Raw genomic sequence first — 18,943 nt, 5'->3', positions numbered from 1 at the left:
GATTCTTAATTATGATAATCCTTTTATTATCAGCCCACTCATTTTTTAATAAAATTTCAGAACCCGCTAAGCATAATAGAATTAACGGCTTCAATCTAGTAGCACCTTCCAAACCCTTCCCTATTGATTCACTAACGAGCATTAAAAACATAGGCGCAGATTGGGTGGCAATAGTGCCTTACGCATTCTGCAATGCCGAAACTGCTGAAATTATTTTTGATCATCCTCGGCAGTGGTGGGGAGAAAAACCAGAAGGTGTGATTGAAACCATAAAAATGGCAAAATCACAAGGTTTAAAAATTATGCTCAAACCTCACCTCTGGGTAGGAGGTCAAGGATGGGCAGGTGACCTAAACTTTGAAACGGATAGTTTATGGCTCAAATTTCATGATGATTATAAGCGATACTTATTCACTTATGCTCAAATTGCTGACTCGCTTGATGTAGAAATATTGTGCATAGGAACAGAGATTAGAAACTCTAGCTTAAATCACAATAACTTTTGGACAAGCTTAATCGATAGTCTTAAATTACAATACCAGGGTAAATTAACCTACGCGGCTAATTGGGATGAATATGATAAAATTCAGTTTTGGAACCAGCTAGATTATATTGGAATAGATGCTTACTTCCCTCTTAGCGATGAAAAATCTCCCTCTAAAATTGAATTACTAAATGCCTGGAAAACTCCTAAAAAAGAGATGAAGAAAATTCATCTAAAGTATGATAAACCTATACTTTTTACTGAATTTGGATATGAAAGTGTAGAGTACAATACCATGGGACACTGGAAGCTATCTAAAGATACGCTTCAAGTGAATTATCCAAATCAAAGCTTAGCCTTTGAAGCACTTTTCGAATCTCTAAAAGAAGAAAAATGGTGGTCAGGTGGCTTTATTTGGAAGTGGCATTTAAATCGAAATGGGAAACATAGAAGGACTATAAAAGCCTATACCCCTCAAGATAAGCCTGCACTAGAACTTATTAAAGAAGAATATAAACATTATTTTTAAACTCTAGATCTATGAAAGTTTCATTTCAGAAATCATTTTTCACTCTTGCATTTATTGCCATACTAATTTGGTTTTTAGTAGTAGCAAAATCTATTTTAATCCCTTTAGGGATCGCATTGCTATTAGCCTTCATTCTTTACCCGCTACATAAAAAATTTACCCACTGGGGACTAGGAAATATTTTGGCTGCTTTTCTATCTATTTTGTTGTTAATCCTCATTATAGGCGGAGGCATTACTTTTTTCTCAACAGAAATCATTTCACTTTCTGATGAAATCAGCAATTTTGGTCAAAAGCTATCAAAGCTTTACACTGACCTCATTGTATATATAAATGAAAATACAAGTTTTTTTAAAGATCTTAATAAAGATCAATTGCTGAATGATTTAAAATCGTGGCTTAAAAGTTCTGCAGGTAGTTTATTAGGTGGTACGTTTAATGGCACTGCTAATTTTCTAACTGGTTTAATTACTACCATTATTTACATGTTTTTATTTCTGATCTATAATAAAGGGTTTATCAGAGCATTTATGAAGTTTTCACCTGAGGGAAAAAAGGCGGATTTCTTCAAAATGTTGAAAGGGATTCAACAAGTAGGGCAAAAGTATCTATCGGGTATGTTGGTATTGATTTTAATTTTAGGCTTTGCCAATAGTATTGGCTTATGGATTATTGGAATCGACAGCCCTTTTCTGTTTGGTTTCTTAGCTGCTTCACTATCGATCATCCCATATATCGGAACAACATTAGGAGCTACTATTCCAGTTCTCTATGCTTTTATGTCACACGACCAATTATGGGTGCCTTTAGCAGTAGCTATTCTATTTTGGTTTATTCAATTGATAGAAAGCAATTTTTTAAGTCCTAAAGTAGTTGGAAACAGCGTCAATGTTAATGCTTTTGCAGCTATATTAAGTTTAATAGTAGGTGCTTCTATTTGGGGAGTTGCTGGAATGGTTTTATTTCTTCCCTTTGCTGCAATGCTAAAAGTGATTTGCGAAGAATATGATTCATTAAAGCCAATAGCCTTATTAATTGGCAATTCTAATTTTCAGGATGGTGAAGCTGATGGAAAGGGACTCTTTAAAAAGTTAAAGGATTTAGTTAGTAAAAAGGCTTCTTCTAACTAAGCTTTTACTTTTTTACTCTGTTAGGATTATCATTGATAAAGGCCTTCCAGCTTTTGGAACCTGTAGTAGTTCTCCCTTCTTGGAAATGGTGGCAAACTGCAACACCAAGAGCATCCGTTGCATCTAGTAGCTTAGGAATTTCTTTAATACCTAATAAAGTTTTGAGCATTTCAGCTACTTGCTCTTTAGAAGCATTTCCATTTCCGGTAACCGATTGTTTTACTTTTTTGGGAGCATATTCTGAAATAGGCAAATCTAAGCGTAAGGCAGCGGCCATTGCCACCCCTTGTGCTCTTCCTAACTTCAACATGGACTGAATATTTTTCCCATAGAAAGGAGCTTCAAGAGCAACCTCATCTGGCGCATAGTCCTCAATTAAACTAGTTACCCGGTCAAAAATCTTTCGAAGTTTAATCTCATGATTGGCATATTTAGATAAATGGATCACTCCATATTGCAGCATAGCCATTTTGTTACCGGTGATTTGAATCACCCCATAACCCATAACCGAAGTACCAGGATCGAGTCCCAATATGATTTTATCTTTCTTCATTCACCATTTCTTGCCAACCTGAAAACATATAATCTTGTAAACTTATTTAATGCGCTTCACTCCAATTATCAGCTACGCCAACGCCAATCTCCATTGGAACTTCTAAATCCATGGCATTTTTCATAAGATCTACTACTTTTTCCTGCAGCTTTTCGATTTCATCCTTATGGGCATCAAAAATCAATTCATCATGCACCTGCATAATCATTTTAGATTTTAGATTTTCTTTTTCCAGCCACTTTTGAATGTTGATCATTGCAATCTTGATCATATCAGCAGCGCTACCTTGAATTGGAGCATTTATAGCATTTCGTTCTGCATAACCACGAACCGTCTGATTTCGAGAATTGATATCACGTAACCATCGCTTTCTACCTAAAATAGTGGTTACATATTCATGCTCTCTGGCGTCTTCTTTCACCTTTTCCATATACTCATGGACTTTAGGGAATTCTTTAAAATAAGCTTTAATAATATCAGAAGCTTCTGATCTGGAAATATTTAAATTTTGTGCTAAGCCAAAAGCAGAAATTCCATAGATAATTCCAAAGTTCACCTCTTTGGCTTTTCTTCTCATTCCAGGATCTACTTCATCTAACTCAACACCAAAAACTTTAGCCGCGGTAGTTGCGTGAATATCTCTACCATTTTTGAAGGCTTCCATCATGGCTTCATCTTGTGAAAATGCCGCCATTATTCTTAACTCAATTTGAGAATAATCAGCCGCCATTAATTGGTAATTCTCATCGCGTGGTACAAAGGCTTTTCTAATTAGCCTTCCCTTTTCGGTGCGAATTGGAATATTTTGAAGGTTTGGATTATTTGAACTTAGTCTTCCAGTAGCCGCAACCGCTTGTCGATAATCGGTATGAACTCTTCCATCTTTCTTGCTGATCAGTTTCGGAAGCGCATCCACATAGGTAGATTTCAATTTTTGATATTCTCTAAACTCTAAAATTTTAGCAGCTATTTCATGCTCTTGCGCTAACTTTGAGAGAATTTCTTCTCCTGTAGCGTATTGACCTGTTTTGGTTTTTTTTGGCTTTTCAACCAATTTCATCTTATCGAATAGTACTTCTCCTAATTGCTTAGGAGAGGCAATATTAAACTCCTGTCCCGCTATTTCATATATCTTTTCTTGAGCTTCAAGCGCAGCTGTTTCTAGTTCTTTTGACATTTTAGAAAGTGCTTCCTTATCAATTTTCACGCCTTCATATTCCATCTCTGCCAACACATATGACAATGGTTCTTCAACCTCATGTAGCAGTTTCTCTAAATTGTTTTCCTTAATTTCTTTTTCTAATACGTGCTTGAGTTGTAATGTAATGTCAGCATCTTCACCCGCATATTCCACTACATCTTCAACCGGAACATCACGCATATTTCCTTGTTTAGCTCCTTTTTTACCGATCAACTCAGTAATAGAAACTGGAGTATAGTTCAAATAATTCTCTGCCATAACATCCATATTATGACGAGTTTCAGGATCAATTAAGTAATGCGCCAACATGGTATCAAACATTTTACCTTGAACTTTAACACCATAATTTCGCATTACCTGAATGTCGTACTTCAAATTTTGCCCTATTTTAACAATATCTTGATTCTCGAGAACTTCTTTGAATTCATTCGCTATTTTTTGAGCTTCTTTTTGATCTTCTGGGAAGGGAACATAATAGGCTTCTCCCGCTACATAGGCAAATGCGAGTCCTACCAATTCAGCATCAGTAGGTTCTAAACTTGTAGTTTCAGTATCAAAACAAAACTCATCTTGAATTGATAAATAAGTAATTAACTCTTCTCTTAACTCTTTTGTATTAATTAGGTGATACTGATGTTTTGTATTAGCTAATGTTCTTCTTTCCTCCGGCTCCTGATCACTTTCAGCTGCTTCTTCTGGAGTATCAGTAAACATAGAAATTTGAGCAGGATCAGCTTTAGAAGAAGATTTTCCCGTGTTTGCAGGTTCTTCCCCTAACACTCTTTTCATTAAGGTTCTAAATTCTAGCTCTTCAAAAAGCTCTTTCAAGGCCTCTTCATTTGGTTCATCCAGAACCAATTTATCTGGTTCATAGGCGAGAGGCACATCAATTTTGATGGTAGCTAGTTTCTTTGAAAGTAAGGCCTGTTCCTTATTAGCCTCCACTTTTTCTTTCATTTTCCCTTTTAATTCTTCCGTATGTTCTAAAAGACCTTCCACAGATCCATACTGCTTTAAGAATTTGATAGCAGTTTTTGCTCCTACTCCCGGAATACCTGGAATATTATCAACTGCATCACCTTGAAGACCGAGTATATCGATTACTTGCTCAACTCTATCGATATCAAATTTCTTTTTTACTTCTTCAATTCCTAATACATCAACTCCATTGCCCATGAAAGCAGGTTTATATAGAAAAACATTATCAGTTACCAATTGAGCATAATCTTTATCGGGAGTCATCATATAAACTTTGAAACCGTCTTCACCTGCTTGCTTCGCAATGGTTCCGATAATATCATCTGCCTCAAATCCATCTTTAATCAAAACTGGGATATTAAAAGCCTCCACTATCTTTTTCACATAAGGGATTGCAACTCTTATATCTTCGGGTTGCTCTTCTCGTTGTGCTTTATATTCTGGAAATTCCTCATGACGAAATGTTGGGGCAGAAGTATCAAAAGCCACTCCAATATGTGTAGGTTTTTCTTTCTTTAATATTTCTAAAAGGGTATTTGTAAAGCCTAATGCTGCCCCAGTATTCATCCCTTTTGAATTGATTCGGGGTGTTTTACTAAAAGCAAAATGAGCTCTATAGATTAGAGCCATTGCATCAAGTAGAAATAATTTTTTATCAGTATCAGGTGTGTTAGCCATATGAATTAGTATCTAAATCTTAAAGGATTTTAAAGTTAGAAAAATGTTAAGCGAAAAGGAATGCCAAGGGCATAAATCCTAATTGAAATGGATTATTTTTTACAATTGTTTCCCTTTCAATACTACACTTTCTAATGATCGTATATTTTCTAAGCCCTTAAGTGGATTTTTACTCAAAACAATAATATCCGCAACTTTATTCTTTTCAATGCTTCCATAAAATTCGCTCAATCCTAAATATGCAGGACCATTAATTATAGAAGTGCTTAAAACTTCTGATGGTGTTAAACCTGTAGCGCTTAAGCTAAATAACTCCCCCCATAAAGCCTCCCCAGGATAAACAAATGAATTAAAAGGACCACAATCAGACCCTGCTAAGATAGAAACGCCATTATCAACCATAGCAGGCACCATTTCACGAGCCAAATCAGATACTTTTGATCTCATTTGACTACCCGATGCTTTTGCTCTTTTTGCAGATTCAATTCTCCCTTTATAAGTTTCTTGAATACCTGGACCTACGTCAGACAATAAGGAGTCTGAACTATGATCTTCATCTGCAAGCATAGAAAGCACTTTTCCGATATAGAGTGTTGGAGTGATGTAAACATCATTAGAAGCCATTTTTTTGAAAAAGCTTTGTGCCAATTCCTGATCATAAGTATCCGTAATCGTTTCCATCATGCCATACCCTAGGCCTAATTCCGTTAAACTATCAGCTTTAGGAGAACATGCTTTCATGCTGTAATACATATGTTCGCTTCCGTCTAAACCCAAATCAATAGCTCTATTCAAATCAGCAGACATGGGCATATGCCCGGTAGTTTTCATGCCTCTTTTTTCTGCCGATTTAATGATAGCATAAAAATTTTCAGCTGTTAAACTACCATCGTACATCTTGACATAATCAGCTCCAATTTCTTGTAATGAATCTAAAGCATCCTCAATATCTTCTTGATTTTCTATTTTTATTGAACCTGCCCAAGCTGGATTAGGCCCATCTAATTTAGGTCCAGAAGTGAAAATATGTGGACCAGTCAATTTTTTGTTTTGAATTGTTTTCCTCCATTCTAAAACCGAAGGAGTGATATCTCCTCCTGCATCTCGAACTGTAGTAATACCAAATTTTGGAAAAAGCTTTAGCAAATTTTTATTCTCTTCAATCAATTCTTCACCTCCTCTAAAATGAACATGATTATCCCATAAACCCGGCATTATATATTTCCCTTCAAGATCAATAGATGCCTTAGCTTCGAAGGCAGGAAGTTCAGACATCTCTCCGACTGAAAAAATAGTATCTCCTTTAATCGCTACAAACTGACTTTCAATTATTTTATCATTTTTAACATCAATTATAGATGCATTATTTAATAAAAGGTCAACTTTGGTGGACTCTTGATTTGAACAAGAGAATAATATAATTCCAATCAAGGATGTAAAGAAAAAATTAAGAATGTGCTTCATGATGATTTTTCTTTAAATATAATCATAAATGATAAGTCAGCTTTTAGAAAACATGAATTCTTATCCCTAATGAATACATAGAGGTCATTTTCAAAAATGCCTTTAAATACAATATTGACTTGATTTTTGTATATTCACTTTATGAAAGCATGCAATTTAATCTTATTCTTCTATATTATTTTTTGTTCAGCTTGTGAATCAGTAGATCCTGAATTAGATGAGTCTATATGTGAAAGTGAAGAAAGACTTTCCAATTTAAATGAACGTAATTTTGGTATGGGTTTTACTACCTGGCCCTATGATGCCACTTCTGAGAGTGTAGAAAATACATATAGTTTTATATCTAAGAATGCATCAATTTATGCAGAACATCTAGACAATAAAATACCATGGGATTCGTGGATCAAAAACGAGCCTCTTCCAGAAGGCTTTTTGAACGATGTCACTTCTAGAAAACAAAAACGTATAAATGGTCTTGATTTATTATTATCCGTTAGTGTTTTAAATAGTAATAGAACCAACATCATTGAGGATTACCAAGGAAACATTCCAGAATATCAACAATTAGATGACCCAGCTATTGTAAACGCATATGTAGCTCATTTAAATTACCTTATTGATCAACTGGAACCCGATTATTTAATAATTTCCATAGAATCGAATGAATTACTAATCAACACTCCTAGTAAATGGCCAGAATTTAAACGTTTAATGCAAAATGTAAAAAGTCAGATAGCGCAAAATCATCCTGATTTGCCTCTTTCTGAGTCTATAACTTTACATAACTGGTACGCTCCCGAAGTAGAAAATCCTGATGCATTTATTGATGAGATACAAAACTACATTTCGGATTATGACTTTACTGCCATTAGTTTTTATCCATTTTTTATGGGACTGAAAACATCAGAAGATTTTCAGTTAGCTTTTGATTTCCTACACGAAAACACCAATAAAACCATTGCATTTGTAGAAACCACTATGATAGCAGAAGACTTAGAAGTTTCAGGACTGAATCTTGCCATTGATGGAAATGAATGCTCTCAAAAAATTTATCTTGAATCTTTATTGCTTAATGCTGAAGAGCAAGATTATGAATTTATTATCTGGTGGGCTCATCGTGATTATGATGCACTCTGGGAAACTTTTGATGAATCCATTAAGGATTTGGGAAAGATATGGCGAGACACAGGATTATTAGATGAAGAAGCAGAATTACAAACTTTGGCAGGAGATATTAGCTATGTAGTACTGTAACAGATTTTTATAAATTAAAAGAATCCCTGGCCTGCCGCCTCTTCAGTAACCAGTTCTGAATTTTCTTTCCCTAAATATTGATCTATAAAGTAATGGGCTACATAGAGAAGTGGAGTAAGTAGGATGGCTAAACCTCCTTTATAAATGTAATTAATCACTCCTACTGATAGCACTTGAGTCATGCTCCAATTTCCAAATAGATAGAAGGCTATCCAAAGCACTACAAAGCTATCAATCAGCTGACTTACTAAAGTAGAACCCGTTGCTCTTAACCATATTTTACCGCTTCCAGTATATTTTCTTAAATGCTGAAATACTAAAACATCTAAAAACTGACCAATTAAAAAGGCGGTTAAGGACCCTATGATAATTCCTAAGCCTTGTCGGAAAATTACAGAATAAGCATAATTGATATCAAAATCGTTCCCATCGGGATCAGGGGTATTCACATTCAACCAAAATTCCGCAGGTGCTAATTTGGTAACAGCATAAATCACGAAAAACGAATAAAGAATAAACAAAGCAGTTAAAAAACTGATCCTACGTACTCCTTTTTTTCCAAAATATTCATTAATTATATCGGTGGTAACAAATACTATAGGCCAAATGATGACCCCAGCAGTTAAGTTAAAATCTAATACGAAATCACCGAAAAGTTTAATTTGGGCAGGTTCAAATCCTAAGGTAGCTTCTGCGGAAAATATTTTTACTCCTAGAATTTCTGCTAATAAAGCATTAGTAAGAAAAATACCACTAAGCACTATAAACAGATTTCTTTTTTTCCTATTTAAGTCAGTAGTATTTCCTGCTTTCATTTTTATTCTTCTATAGTAAAAACTTTGCCTTCTTCTGCTAAAGCAGTATTATCAAATTCTGTTTTCGCTTCTTCCAGAATAGGGCTTAAATCCTTATAGCGATTAGAAAAATGACCAATTAATAATTTGCCAACTTTCGCTTTTTGAGCAAAAATTGCAGCTTGTTTTGCGGTGGTATGATAGGTAGCTTCTGCCCTTTCCAAATTCTCATGTAAGAAAGTACCCTCATGATATAATAGGTCTACCGAATCTACTAAAGGAATAATATCTTCGTTATATTTGGTATCAGAGCAATACGCATAACTTCTAGATTTCTTGGCTGGGAGTGTATAATCAGTATTCTTATAGATGACTTTTCCTGTGTCATCCACCACATCATTTCCTTTCTTCAATGTATTAATATGCTGAACACTTAGTTCAGAAATCCTGTCTTTTATAAGCTTCTTGGGTTTTGGCTTCTCTTTTATTAAAAAACCTGTGCAAGGAATTCTATGTTGAAGTGGAATAGTATAAACTGAGATTTTGGGATGATCAAGAATCAATTCAGATTCCTCTCCCTGTAATTCTTTAAAATGTATTTTATAACTCAACCGAGTATTGGCATACTTTAAGTGCAATTGGATAATCTCAGAAAGACCAACAGGACCGTATAGATACAAATCGGTTTTTCTACCATTTAAATGCATAGTAGAAAGTAAACCTATCAGTCCTAAAAAATGATCGCCATGTAAATGACTTATAAAAATATGGCTTAAACGATTTTTCTTTAAGCCATATTTTTTCATTTGTAATTGAGTGGCTTCGCCACAATCAATCATGATCTGTAAATCCTGAATGCGAAGCACCTGTGAAGTATGATGTCTTCCATGTGCTGGTGCAGCAGAATTTGATCCTAATATGTGAACTTCAAATGACAAAGGTTTTACTCAGCTGATCCTTCTTCGCCTAAACCTTTTTCTAGCTCATGCATAAAAACAGATTCTACTGCTTCATGTACTGTTGGAAGTATATCAAATACTTTATCAAGCTGAGAAATTTTGATTAATTTTTCTGTGTGCTCAGTAGGTGCTGCAATTATAAAAGCGCCACCATTTTCACCAATTACTCTATTTCCTACTAATAAAGCACTTAAACCTGATGAATCTATATATTTAACCTCAGACATATCGATTACCATATTTTCTACTCCCTCAGCCTGCATGGTAACTAAATCTGATTTTAAATTTGAAGAAACAGATGAATCTAATTTCTCTTCTTTTATTTTTATTAATGAATACTTCTCTTCTTTATCAATTGAATATTTCATGTGTATATGTTATTTGCTATTAATTTTACTTTCTATTCGAAAGCTATTTTATTAAATACTTTTTAAGATATTTTGTTCAATGGTTTTTAATACGTCCTGATAGTCTCTAGGTTGGAATTTCTCTCCTGTTACTTTTTCATAGAGTTCGATGTATCTATTTGAAATCTCTTCTATCTTTTCATCCGTCATCTCAGGAATCTGTTGTCCTTCCTTACCCTGAAACCCATTTTCAATAAGCCATTCACGAACAAATTCTTTCGATAACTGCTTTTGTTTTACTCCTTTTTTTTGATTTTCATCATATACATCAGCATAAAAGTATCTTGATGAATCGGGGGTATGAATTTCATCTATCAAGTAAATTTTATCATTTACTTTTCCAAATTCATATTTAGTATCCACTAAAATCAAACCATTTTGAGCTGCAATTTCAGTTCCTCTTTGGAATAACTGTTGGGTATAAGATTCTAGCTTTTCATATTCTTCCTTAGAAACTAAGCCTTGATTTAATATTTCTTCTCTAGAAATATCTTCGTCATGGCCCTCATGCGCCTTTGTAGTAGGGGTAATGATGGGCTTAGGCAGTTTATCATTCTCTTTCAATCCCTCTGGAAGTGACACCCCACAAATTGATCTTTTCCCATCGCGGTATTCTCTCCACGCATGACCTGCCAAATAGCCTCTAATCACCATTTCCACAGGATAGGTTTCGCAATTGAAGCCTATACTTACATTAGGATCGGGATTGGAAATTAACCAATTGGGCACAATGTCTTCAGTGGCTTTTAGAAATTTAGCTGCTATTTGGTTTAAAACCTGACCTTTAAAAGGAATAGCTCTTGGCATCACGACATCAAATGCAGACAATCGATCTGTCGCAACCATAATCAGCTGAGAAGGAGTAGTATATACATCTCTCACTTTGCCTTTATAGAATTTTTGCTGATTAGGCAGCTGAAAGTTTGTTTCTTTTATTGCTTCCATTGGGGCAAAAATAGCGTAAGTATTTAAGAAGTGAAACTAATTATAGCGGAAGATATAATTTACATCATTTATAAATGATAGATAATTTTTGTTTTCAATGGTTCTTTGCTAAAATCATCGTAATTTAAATTTCCTAGTGAAGGATAAAGTAGGAAAAGCAATCATTCTAGCCCTTTGATCATCCGTATAAGTCTGCCAGCCATTTCCATTATAAGGAGCCGGAATTGATGAATTCACCATTAATATGTGTGTGATTCCAAATTGCCAACTCACAAGCTCATTACCTTTTCGAACAAAACGGATACCCGATAACCCGTACCATACACTTCTTTTCATGGTAAATTCGGCATTTTCAAAATTAAAGGAACCATCAGGCAGTGGCGTTTCTCTATAGGCATCTTCAGTATCATTGAAATTGGTGATATAATTTTCTGTAAGGAAGTAAAAGTATTTTCCTGCTTTTGCAATTCCAGAAATATTAGCTACCGCAGAGGATGTAGTTTGAGTAAACTCACCCGGATCAAAATATAAATAACCTCCACCTATAGAAATATTGCTGTTTCTGTTTCCATATGTGTAAGTAGCAAATGCTAAGTTCCCGAAAAACTCTGTACCATAGGTTCCCAACATTAATAAATCTCCAACGGCCAAATGAGAATTTTCATTAATAGGTATGCTTAATTTACCCGTGAAGTAAATTGGGAGTCCAATAATAGTGGTTCCCATACCGATAGTTAATCTATCAGTTACCCCATACTGAATATCATGCACTAGAAAATATATGGAATTATAATACAATTCTCTTTTCTTTAAAGGCAAAGCTGATGGAGCAAAGAAATACCTGGAATCATGCTCAGATTCAATTGAATCTGGATGAACTGCTTCTGCTGTTTCATTATATGTTTTAGAATAAGAATCAGAATAGCTAGGATTTTCAATTATATCCGAAATATTATAGAATAAAATAACGGCCTTTTCTTGATCACCCGCTTCATTTAGATGCGAACCAGCAAACAATGACCCTAAAATAGTATTTTCACAATCTTCAACTTTAATCACGAATCCCCTATTATTTTGGGAAATAGTAGCAAAATAATAATCACATTTCGTTTTGAAATCTACAGATGAAGTCAGTTCTAAATTCTTATCCTGAAATTTTTCTTCTAATAAATTTTCAACTTGTTCATTGATTATTGAAGATCTATCATCAATTACAATTTTACTTTGTGCAGAAACAGTAAATACGATTACTGAAAGGATCGAAATTAAAATAAAAAGTTTCATAACTTAGGTTGATAGTATTCAATGAAATTAAGCTTTCGGTATGATTATTCAAACAAAAGTATCTATTTTAATTTCGATCTTATTATCAGAGTTTCATACCTTTTAATCTTAAACTATTCAGCACCACAGATACTGAACTAAATGCCATTGCCGCACCTGCAATCATTGGATTTAAAACAAAGCCATTAATTGGATATAATAAACCAGCAGCAATTGGAATCCCTATTACATTATAAATAAACGCCCAAAATAAATTTTGCTTAATACCTCGAATCGTTATTGCTGACAAATGAAATGCTTTAGGTAAGTTTTGTAGGTCTGATCCGATGAGTGTCATTTTAGCAACATCAATTGCAATATCAGAACCTTTACCCATTGCAATACTCACATCGGATTGAGCTAGTGCCTCCGAGTCGTTAATACCGTCTCCTACCATAGCTACAATTTTTCCTTGAGCTTGTAATTCTTTAACGAAATTTGATTTATCAGAAGGTAGTAGTTGAGATTTAACATGCTTAATTCCCACCTGATCCGCAACATTTTTTGCAATGGCTTCCGTATCACCAGTAAGCATATAAACCTCCTTACCTTGTTGTTGAAGATTTGCTATACTTAGTTTAGCATTCTCTTTTATCTGATCGGAAACTGCCAAAATTGCCAGTAATTTATTCTCATTAGAAAAGTATATGACGGACTGTCTTTCTTGTTCCAGTTCCTGTACTAGCTTATTTTGTTCTGCAGAAAAATTAACAGCATGTTCAGTTAATAGGGCTCTATTGCCTACCAAATAAGTTTGATTTTCAAATTTTGCTTTCACTCCTTTTGCTGTGATACTTTGAAAATCTTCAAGCTCAATTTTATCAAGACCTTCACCTTTTAAATGTTGAATTACTGCCTCTGCTAAAGGGTGTTCACTTTTATTTTCAATACTGTAAAGAATTGATTTTACAATATTATTCTCATCAAACCAGCTTTCTGATTTGACAGAAGGCTTCCCTTCTGTAATCGTACCCGTTTTATCTAATATTACAGCATTTACTTTATGCGCCTTTTCTAAACTTTCGGCATCTCTTATCAAAATATTATTTTCTGCTCCTTTCCCTACCCCTACCATAATAGCTGTGGGCGTTGCTAAACCTAATGCACAAGGGCAAGCAATCACTAATACTGTCACTGCGGATAATATTCCTTGGGTTAATGCATTTTCGCCCCCTAAAATCAACCAAACAATAAATGTAATCAAAGCAATAACCATTACAGTGGGTACAAAAATACCTGCAATTTTATCTACCAACTTTTGAACTGGTGCTTTACTTCCTTGCGCCTCTTTCACTCTGGCAATAATAGAGGCTAATAAAGTGTCGCCTCCAACCTTATCTGCTGTAAAAACAAAACTTCCTTTTTGATTTATAGTACCTGCAAAAATCTTTTGGCCTTTTACCTTTTCAACCGAAATGGCTTCTCCCGTAATCATGCTTTCGTTGACAAAAGAATTCCCACTGATTACTGTTCCATCAACAGGAATCTTTTCGCCTGGCTTTACTAATATTTGAAATCCTTTTTTAACAGCTGTTATAGGAATGACTTCTTCTTTACCCTCAACTATAACTGTTGTGGAATTAGGCTGAAGCCCTACTAATTTCTTTAAAGCAGAAGAAGTATTGGTTTTTGCTTTTTCTTCCAAATATTTCCCTAAAGAAATGAAAGTAATAATAACTACCGCTGCCTCATAATAAACATGGGCTTCCAAACCTCTTGAAGTCCAGAACTCAGCAAAAAAAGTATTGAATACACTTAATGAAAATGCAATTCCAGTACTTAGGGCTACTAAGGTGTCCATATTGGCCATGCCATGTTTAGCTTGTTTCCACGCCCCTTTGAAAAAGTGCCCCCCAAAGTAAAATAAAACTATGGCTGATAAGGGTAAAGAAATATATTTCCCTATTGCCCAATCCATAAAAAACATTCCGATTATGAAAACAGGAATAGTCAAAATAGCCGAACCTATTAAACTTCTTTTTATTTCGTTAAAAGCTTTAAGTTGAGCTTCCTCTTGTTTCTCTGAAGCGTTTTCCTCTTCAATAATCGCATCATAACCGACTCCCTGCAGCGCTGATTTTAAATCTTCAAGACTTACCTGATCTGGGTCGAAGGAAGCCCATGCAGTATGTGTAGCAAAATTGACATCAGCATCTTCTACTCCTTTCGTACTTTTCAATGTGGATCCTACACTGGCAGCACAGCCAGCACAACTCATACCCGTTACTGGAAAAGATTTCTTTATATATTTAGATTCACTTAATTCTGACATACAGTAGCTAGATTTTGATTTTAAAAATCTGTAAATTTATATATAAACATTTTTTCATATATTACGATATGGATCAGATGGAAGTTCATAATAACAATCAAAAATTAGCGGATATGGCCAAAATATTAAAAGCCATTTCAAATTATAATCGCCTACAGATTGTTCAAATATTACTAACTGAAGGTGAGATGACTGTAAATGAGATTTGCTCAAGAATTGAAACATGCGAACAATCATTAATTTCACATCACCTAGCAGCATTAAAACAAGCAGAAATTTTAATTTCAAGAAGATCAGGAAGAAAAATATATTACTCTTCAGCTAAAGATGAACTCCATAAATTATTGAACTGTATAGAAAACTGTTGTAACTAAATACTAAATGAAACAAAAGATTGAAGAAGTATTAGAAAGAACTCCTTTTGAGCCAGAATTAAAGGAGGAGATTATTAAATCTGGAAGGTTAAAAAAAGCAAAAGCAGGTCAAACTGTTATTACTCCGGATGATGATGCTCAAGAAATGCCTTTAGTAATGTCGGGATTATTGCGTGTTATGCGAAATGATGATAATGGAAACGAAGTTTTTCTCTACTATTTAGAAGGAGGAGAAACATGTGCTATGTCTATCACTTGCTGCTTAGAAGGCAAAAGAAGTTCTTTTCATGTTATTGCTGAAGAAGATTCAGAACTTTGGATGATGCCTGTATCTAACCTAGATAATTGGATCACGAAATACAGAAACTTTAGAAGGTTTGTTTTCAATTCTTATCAAACCAGATTCGATGAGCTATTACATACTATTGATAGTATGGTTTTCATGAAATTGGATGAAAGATTATATAATTACTTATTAGATAAGAAAACTGCTAGTGGTTCCTTTGAAATTAAGAAAACACATCAGCAAATTGCCAATGAATTGAATACTTCCAGAGTAGTAGTTTCTAGGCTTTTAAAAAAGCTGGAAAAGGAGGATAAAATTGAACAGCGAAGAAATATTATTGAAATTCTATAATTAAAAATAGCCTTAAATCAACAGAAAACGGCAAAAAGAAATGCTCAGTAACTGTTGTTACAATCCACATTTGAGCACTGCCGTATATTTGTAGCAAGTTTAAAAAAGAAAATTATTTAAAGTTATGAACATAGAACAAATTTATACAGGATGTTTAGCGCAAGGCGCATACTACATTGAAAGCAACGGAGAGGCTGCAATCATTGATCCATTAAGAGAATCTGCTCCTTATATTGAAAAAGCACAAAAAGACGGTGCTAAAATCAAATATATTTTTGAAACTCACTTTCACGCAGATTTCGTTTCAGGTCATGTTGATTTAGCAGAAAAAACTGGCGCTACTATTGTATATGGTCCTGGTGCAAAAACTGATTTTGACATGCACGAAGCTAAGGACGGTGAGATTTTTGAAATTGGTGATATCAAAATCAAAGTTTTACACACTCCTGGTCACACTTTAGAAAGCTCAACTTTCTTGTTAATTGACAAAGATGGAAAGGAAAAAGCTATTTTCAGTGGTGATACTTTATTTATAGGGGATGTTGGAAGACCTGATTTAGCTCAAAAAGCAGGTAAAATTACTCAAGAAGACTTAGCTGGTTATTTATATGATAGCTTAAGAAATAAAATCATGACATTACCTGATGATGTAGTAGTTTATCCTGCGCACGGTGCTGGTTCTGCTTGTGGTAAAAACATGAGTAAAGAAACTACCGACTTATTAGGTAATCAAAAGAAAACAAACTACGCTTTAAGAGCTGACATGACGAAAGAGGAATTCATCCAAGAAGTTACTGATGGATTATTACCTCCTCCACAATATTTCGCTCAAAACGTAGCAATGAATAAATCAGCTGATACTTCAGGATTAGATAAAATTTTAGAAAAAGGTAATGTTGGTTTAGATGTTGATACTTTCGAAGCTATGGCTAACCACGAAGGTGCTTTAGTATTAGATACTCGTCATCAAGAAGAATTTGCTAAAGAGCATATTCCGAACTCAATCTTTATTGGTATCGATGGAGGTTTTGCTCCATGGGTTGGCGCTTTAATTCCTGACTTACAGCAACCTATTGTATTTATTGCTGAAGACGGACGCGAAGAGGAAATCGTTACAAGATTATCAAGAGTAGGATACGACAACACTTTAGGTTTCTTAAAAGGTGGTCTTAAAGCATGGAAAGAAGCAGGTAAAGAAACTGACTCTGTAGTATCTATTCCAGCTACTGCTTTAGCTGAGAAAGTTAAAAATGAAGAACTAACTATTTTAGATGTTAGAAAACCGAGCGAATACCAGTCAGAACATGTTGAAAATGCTCAAAACTTCCCATTAGATTATATCAATGAGAACTTTGACGAATTAGACAAAGATAAAGAATACCATGTTCACTGTGCTGGAGGATATCGTTCAATGATTGCTTCATCTATCTTAAAATCTAGAGGGGTTCATAACCTTGTAGATATCGCAGGTGGATTCAAAGCAATTAGCGAAACAGATATCCCTAAGACGGATTATGTTTGTCCATCTACTTTAAAATAATAGTTTAAACATAATATAGAGGCTCCCCGCAATGGAGAGCCTCTTTTTAATTTCATTTATATGAAAAAATATTCATATATAATTGCGTTCTTTATTCTATCAACAGCTGCACTAGCTCAAAATAATCATCAGCAATATGAAGGGATTGATTCAGTAAAACATGGTTCATTTAATCCTAATGAAGCTCATAGTTTTCATGAATGGTTTAAAAATGGTCATGTGAGTGGTCTATTCAGATCTAATACAATTCAAACCTTCAGACCTAGCAGCAATAGCTTTCATGCAGCTTCTGGTTTAGGTGGAAGAATTTATTACCACAGTGCGTATTGGCATGGATTACAAGTGGGAGTTGGTGGTATTTATACCTATAACATTCTATCAACAGACTTAAGTGAAACAGCGGATCATGAATTCAACCCAAAATGGGAACATCAGTTATTTGATTTAGAAGACCCTCAAAACAAACATGACCTCGATAGATTAGAAGAACTTTTTATAAAATACCGTTTTAAAGATTCATACATTAAATTTGGTAAAATGGTATTGAATACGCCATTAGTAAACCCTCAGGATTCCCGTATGAAGCCCTCTGCTTTTCAAGGTTTATGGTTAGATTGGAATGAGGGACATAAATTTGAAATTAATGGAGGGTTTTTAAACAAAGTCTCCCCTAGATCTACTACAGAGTGGATTAGCATGAGTGAAAGTATAGGTTTATATGATCGCCTTTTAGGGGATGATACTACTCATCGTGAAGTTCACACTAAAGGATTAGCATTATTGGGAGGCCATTACATCCCCAATGAGCATATCAGTTTTCATTCGTGGCAATACTATATCGAGAATGTTAGCTTTATTACTTTTAATCAATTAGAGTTTGATGTTCGTGATTTAAATTTTGGACTTCAATATTATTACCAAAGCACGACTCATGAAAATGAATATACAGACATAGACCACACCAATCATACAATATCAGCAAGGGCAAAATGGGTCGGTGATAGATTGCAGATATCCTATAATCATACTCAATCATTATCTGACAATGGCATAATTTTCCCATCAGAATGGGGAGGCGAACCTTTCTATACCACAATAAGCCGCCATAGAATTATTGGGTTGGAGAATGTAAATTCTAAAGCCTTAAAATTGGATTTACAACCTTTTGATAATTGGAAATCATTAAATATTGGAATATATGGTGTGAATAGTTCATTTAATAATTCAAATGAAGAAAGCTCTCTGACTCAACTTAGTTTTGATATGCAAACACAATTCAGAGGCGAATGGAGTGATTTAAGACTTAGGTTATTGAACTCTTATTTTATTCCAAAAGGGTATCAAGAGGAGCACTTTCATTACGAAAGTATTTTCCACTCTCAATTGATATTAAATTATAGATTTTAAGATATTTTAAATAG

16 protein-coding genes are annotated in these 18,943 nt (G+C 34.4%); 7 read left to right on the top strand and 9 right to left on the bottom strand.

The window, feature by feature from the left end:
• Positions 1 to 11: 11 nt before the first annotated feature.
• Both QYS47_RS04845 and QYS47_RS04840 read left to right on the top strand, forming a co-directional pair.
• Positions 12 to 1,013 (top strand): glycoside hydrolase family 113, encoded by a 1,002-nt coding sequence (locus QYS47_RS04845; RefSeq protein WP_308357518.1) that lies wholly within the window; start codon positions 12 to 14, stop codon positions 1,011 to 1,013.
• Between the two features lie 11 nt (positions 1,014 to 1,024).
• Positions 1,025 to 2,143, top strand: a complete 1,119-nt coding sequence (locus QYS47_RS04840) for an AI-2E family transporter (protein WP_322347910.1) — start codon at positions 1,025 to 1,027, stop codon at positions 2,141 to 2,143.
• Positions 2,144 to 2,147: 4 nt separating this feature from the next.
• Here the strand turns inward: QYS47_RS04840 and ruvC are convergent, their stop codons facing one another.
• The 3 genes from ruvC to QYS47_RS04825 all read right to left on the bottom strand — a co-directional run bounded on the left by ruvC (position 2,148) and on the right by QYS47_RS04825 (position 7,017).
• Entirely contained in the window at positions 2,148 to 2,696 is a 549-nt protein-coding gene (gene ruvC / locus QYS47_RS04835) for a crossover junction endodeoxyribonuclease RuvC (RefSeq protein ID WP_322347909.1), read from the bottom strand.
• A gap of 46 nt (positions 2,697 to 2,742) precedes the next feature.
• On the bottom strand, positions 2,743 to 5,553 hold the full coding sequence (polA, locus tag QYS47_RS04830) for a DNA polymerase I (protein ID WP_322347908.1): 2,811 nt from the start codon (positions 5,551 to 5,553) through the stop codon (positions 2,743 to 2,745).
• Between the two features lie 99 nt (positions 5,554 to 5,652).
• Positions 5,653 to 7,017, bottom strand: a complete 1,365-nt coding sequence (locus QYS47_RS04825) for an amidohydrolase family protein (protein ID WP_322347907.1) — start codon at positions 7,015 to 7,017, stop codon at positions 5,653 to 5,655.
• A gap of 141 nt (positions 7,018 to 7,158) precedes the next feature.
• On the opposite strand from QYS47_RS04825, the gene QYS47_RS04820 reads away from it, so the two are divergent.
• Complete coding sequence (locus tag QYS47_RS04820; RefSeq protein ID WP_322347906.1) at positions 7,159 to 8,271, top strand: glycosyl hydrolase 53 family protein; 1,113 nt, start codon at positions 7,159 to 7,161, stop codon at positions 8,269 to 8,271.
• 14 nt (positions 8,272 to 8,285) lie between these two features.
• Here the strand turns inward: QYS47_RS04820 and QYS47_RS04815 are convergent, their stop codons facing one another.
• The 6 genes from QYS47_RS04815 to QYS47_RS04790 form a co-directional block, all read right to left on the bottom strand.
• On the bottom strand, positions 8,286 to 9,086 hold the full coding sequence (locus QYS47_RS04815) for a queuosine precursor transporter (protein ID WP_322347905.1): 801 nt from the start codon (positions 9,084 to 9,086) through the stop codon (positions 8,286 to 8,288).
• Positions 9,087 to 9,088: 2 nt separating this feature from the next.
• A complete protein-coding gene (locus QYS47_RS04810) occupies positions 9,089 to 10,003 on the bottom strand; it encodes a ribonuclease Z (protein ID WP_322347904.1) in 915 nt (304 codons plus the stop codon).
• A 5-nt stretch (positions 10,004 to 10,008) separates the two neighbouring features.
• Entirely contained in the window at positions 10,009 to 10,392 is a 384-nt protein-coding gene (locus tag QYS47_RS04805; RefSeq protein ID WP_308357525.1) for an STAS domain-containing protein, read from the bottom strand.
• A 51-nt stretch (positions 10,393 to 10,443) separates the two neighbouring features.
• Positions 10,444 to 11,376 carry a phosphoribosylaminoimidazolesuccinocarboxamide synthase gene (locus tag QYS47_RS04800; protein WP_322347903.1) on the bottom strand — a complete coding sequence of 311 codons (933 nt, stop codon included), beginning with the start codon at positions 11,374 to 11,376 and terminating at the stop codon, positions 10,444 to 10,446.
• Positions 11,377 to 11,490: 114 nt separating this feature from the next.
• A complete protein-coding gene (locus tag QYS47_RS04795; protein ID WP_322347902.1) occupies positions 11,491 to 12,660 on the bottom strand; it encodes a hypothetical protein in 1,170 nt (389 codons plus the stop codon).
• 85 nt (positions 12,661 to 12,745) lie between these two features.
• Positions 12,746 to 14,971 (bottom strand): heavy metal translocating P-type ATPase, encoded by a 2,226-nt coding sequence (locus QYS47_RS04790; RefSeq protein ID WP_322347901.1) that lies wholly within the window; start codon positions 14,969 to 14,971, stop codon positions 12,746 to 12,748.
• Between the two features lie 68 nt (positions 14,972 to 15,039).
• On the opposite strand from QYS47_RS04790, the gene QYS47_RS04785 reads away from it, so the two are divergent.
• From QYS47_RS04785 to QYS47_RS04770, 4 genes are all read left to right on the top strand, one after another.
• The gene (locus tag QYS47_RS04785) at positions 15,040 to 15,345 is read left to right on the top strand and encodes an ArsR/SmtB family transcription factor (RefSeq protein ID WP_322347900.1); all 306 of its coding nucleotides are present in this window, start codon (positions 15,040 to 15,042) and stop codon (positions 15,343 to 15,345) included.
• Positions 15,346 to 15,352: 7 nt separating this feature from the next.
• Positions 15,353 to 15,982, top strand: coding sequence for a Crp/Fnr family transcriptional regulator (locus QYS47_RS04780; protein ID WP_302103664.1), 630 nt, complete (start codon positions 15,353 to 15,355; stop codon positions 15,980 to 15,982).
• 124 nt (positions 15,983 to 16,106) lie between these two features.
• On the top strand, positions 16,107 to 17,522 hold the full coding sequence (locus tag QYS47_RS04775) for an MBL fold metallo-hydrolase (protein WP_308357531.1): 1,416 nt from the start codon (positions 16,107 to 16,109) through the stop codon (positions 17,520 to 17,522).
• Between the two features lie 60 nt (positions 17,523 to 17,582).
• The gene (locus QYS47_RS04770) at positions 17,583 to 18,929 is read left to right on the top strand and encodes an OprD family outer membrane porin (RefSeq protein ID WP_322347899.1); all 1,347 of its coding nucleotides are present in this window, start codon (positions 17,583 to 17,585) and stop codon (positions 18,927 to 18,929) included.
• Positions 18,930 to 18,943 lie beyond the last annotated feature (14 nt).

Source organism: Marivirga arenosa, assembly GCF_030503875.2.
GTDB classification, from domain to species: Bacteria; Bacteroidota; Bacteroidia; order Cytophagales; family Cyclobacteriaceae; genus Marivirga; species Marivirga arenosa.
This window is presented reverse-complemented; position numbering and strand designations above follow the sequence as displayed.

Excerpts from the sequence above, each read along its gene's own strand:
- QYS47_RS04805 (WP_308357525.1), bottom strand. The coding sequence starts at position 10,392 with ATGAAATATTCAATTGATAAAGAAGAGAAGTATTCATTAATAAAAATA.
- QYS47_RS04785 (WP_322347900.1), top strand. The coding sequence starts at position 15,040 with ATGGATCAGATGGAAGTTCATAATAACAATCAAAAATTAGCGGATATG.
- QYS47_RS04800 (WP_322347903.1), bottom strand. The coding sequence starts at position 11,376 with ATGGAAGCAATAAAAGAAACAAACTTTCAGCTGCCTAATCAGCAAAAA.
- QYS47_RS04790 (WP_322347901.1), bottom strand. The coding sequence starts at position 14,971 with ATGTCAGAATTAAGTGAATCTAAATATATAAAGAAATCTTTTCCAGTA.
- QYS47_RS04770 (WP_322347899.1), top strand. The coding sequence starts at position 17,583 with ATGAAAAAATATTCATATATAATTGCGTTCTTTATTCTATCAACAGCT.
- QYS47_RS04775 (WP_308357531.1), top strand. The coding sequence starts at position 16,107 with ATGAACATAGAACAAATTTATACAGGATGTTTAGCGCAAGGCGCATAC.
- polA (WP_322347908.1), bottom strand. The coding sequence starts at position 5,553 with ATGGCTAACACACCTGATACTGATAAAAAATTATTTCTACTTGATGCA.
- QYS47_RS04795 (WP_322347902.1), bottom strand. The coding sequence starts at position 12,660 with ATGAAACTTTTTATTTTAATTTCGATCCTTTCAGTAATCGTATTTACT.
- ruvC (WP_322347909.1), bottom strand. The coding sequence starts at position 2,696 with ATGAAGAAAGATAAAATCATATTGGGACTCGATCCTGGTACTTCGGTT.
- QYS47_RS04825 (WP_322347907.1), bottom strand. The coding sequence starts at position 7,017 with ATGAAGCACATTCTTAATTTTTTCTTTACATCCTTGATTGGAATTATA.
- QYS47_RS04815 (WP_322347905.1), bottom strand. The coding sequence starts at position 9,086 with ATGAAAGCAGGAAATACTACTGACTTAAATAGGAAAAAAAGAAATCTG.
- QYS47_RS04845 (WP_308357518.1), top strand. The coding sequence starts at position 12 with ATGATAATCCTTTTATTATCAGCCCACTCATTTTTTAATAAAATTTCA.
- QYS47_RS04820 (WP_322347906.1), top strand. The coding sequence starts at position 7,159 with ATGAAAGCATGCAATTTAATCTTATTCTTCTATATTATTTTTTGTTCA.
- QYS47_RS04840 (WP_322347910.1), top strand. The coding sequence starts at position 1,025 with ATGAAAGTTTCATTTCAGAAATCATTTTTCACTCTTGCATTTATTGCC.
- QYS47_RS04780 (WP_302103664.1), top strand. The coding sequence starts at position 15,353 with ATGAAACAAAAGATTGAAGAAGTATTAGAAAGAACTCCTTTTGAGCCA.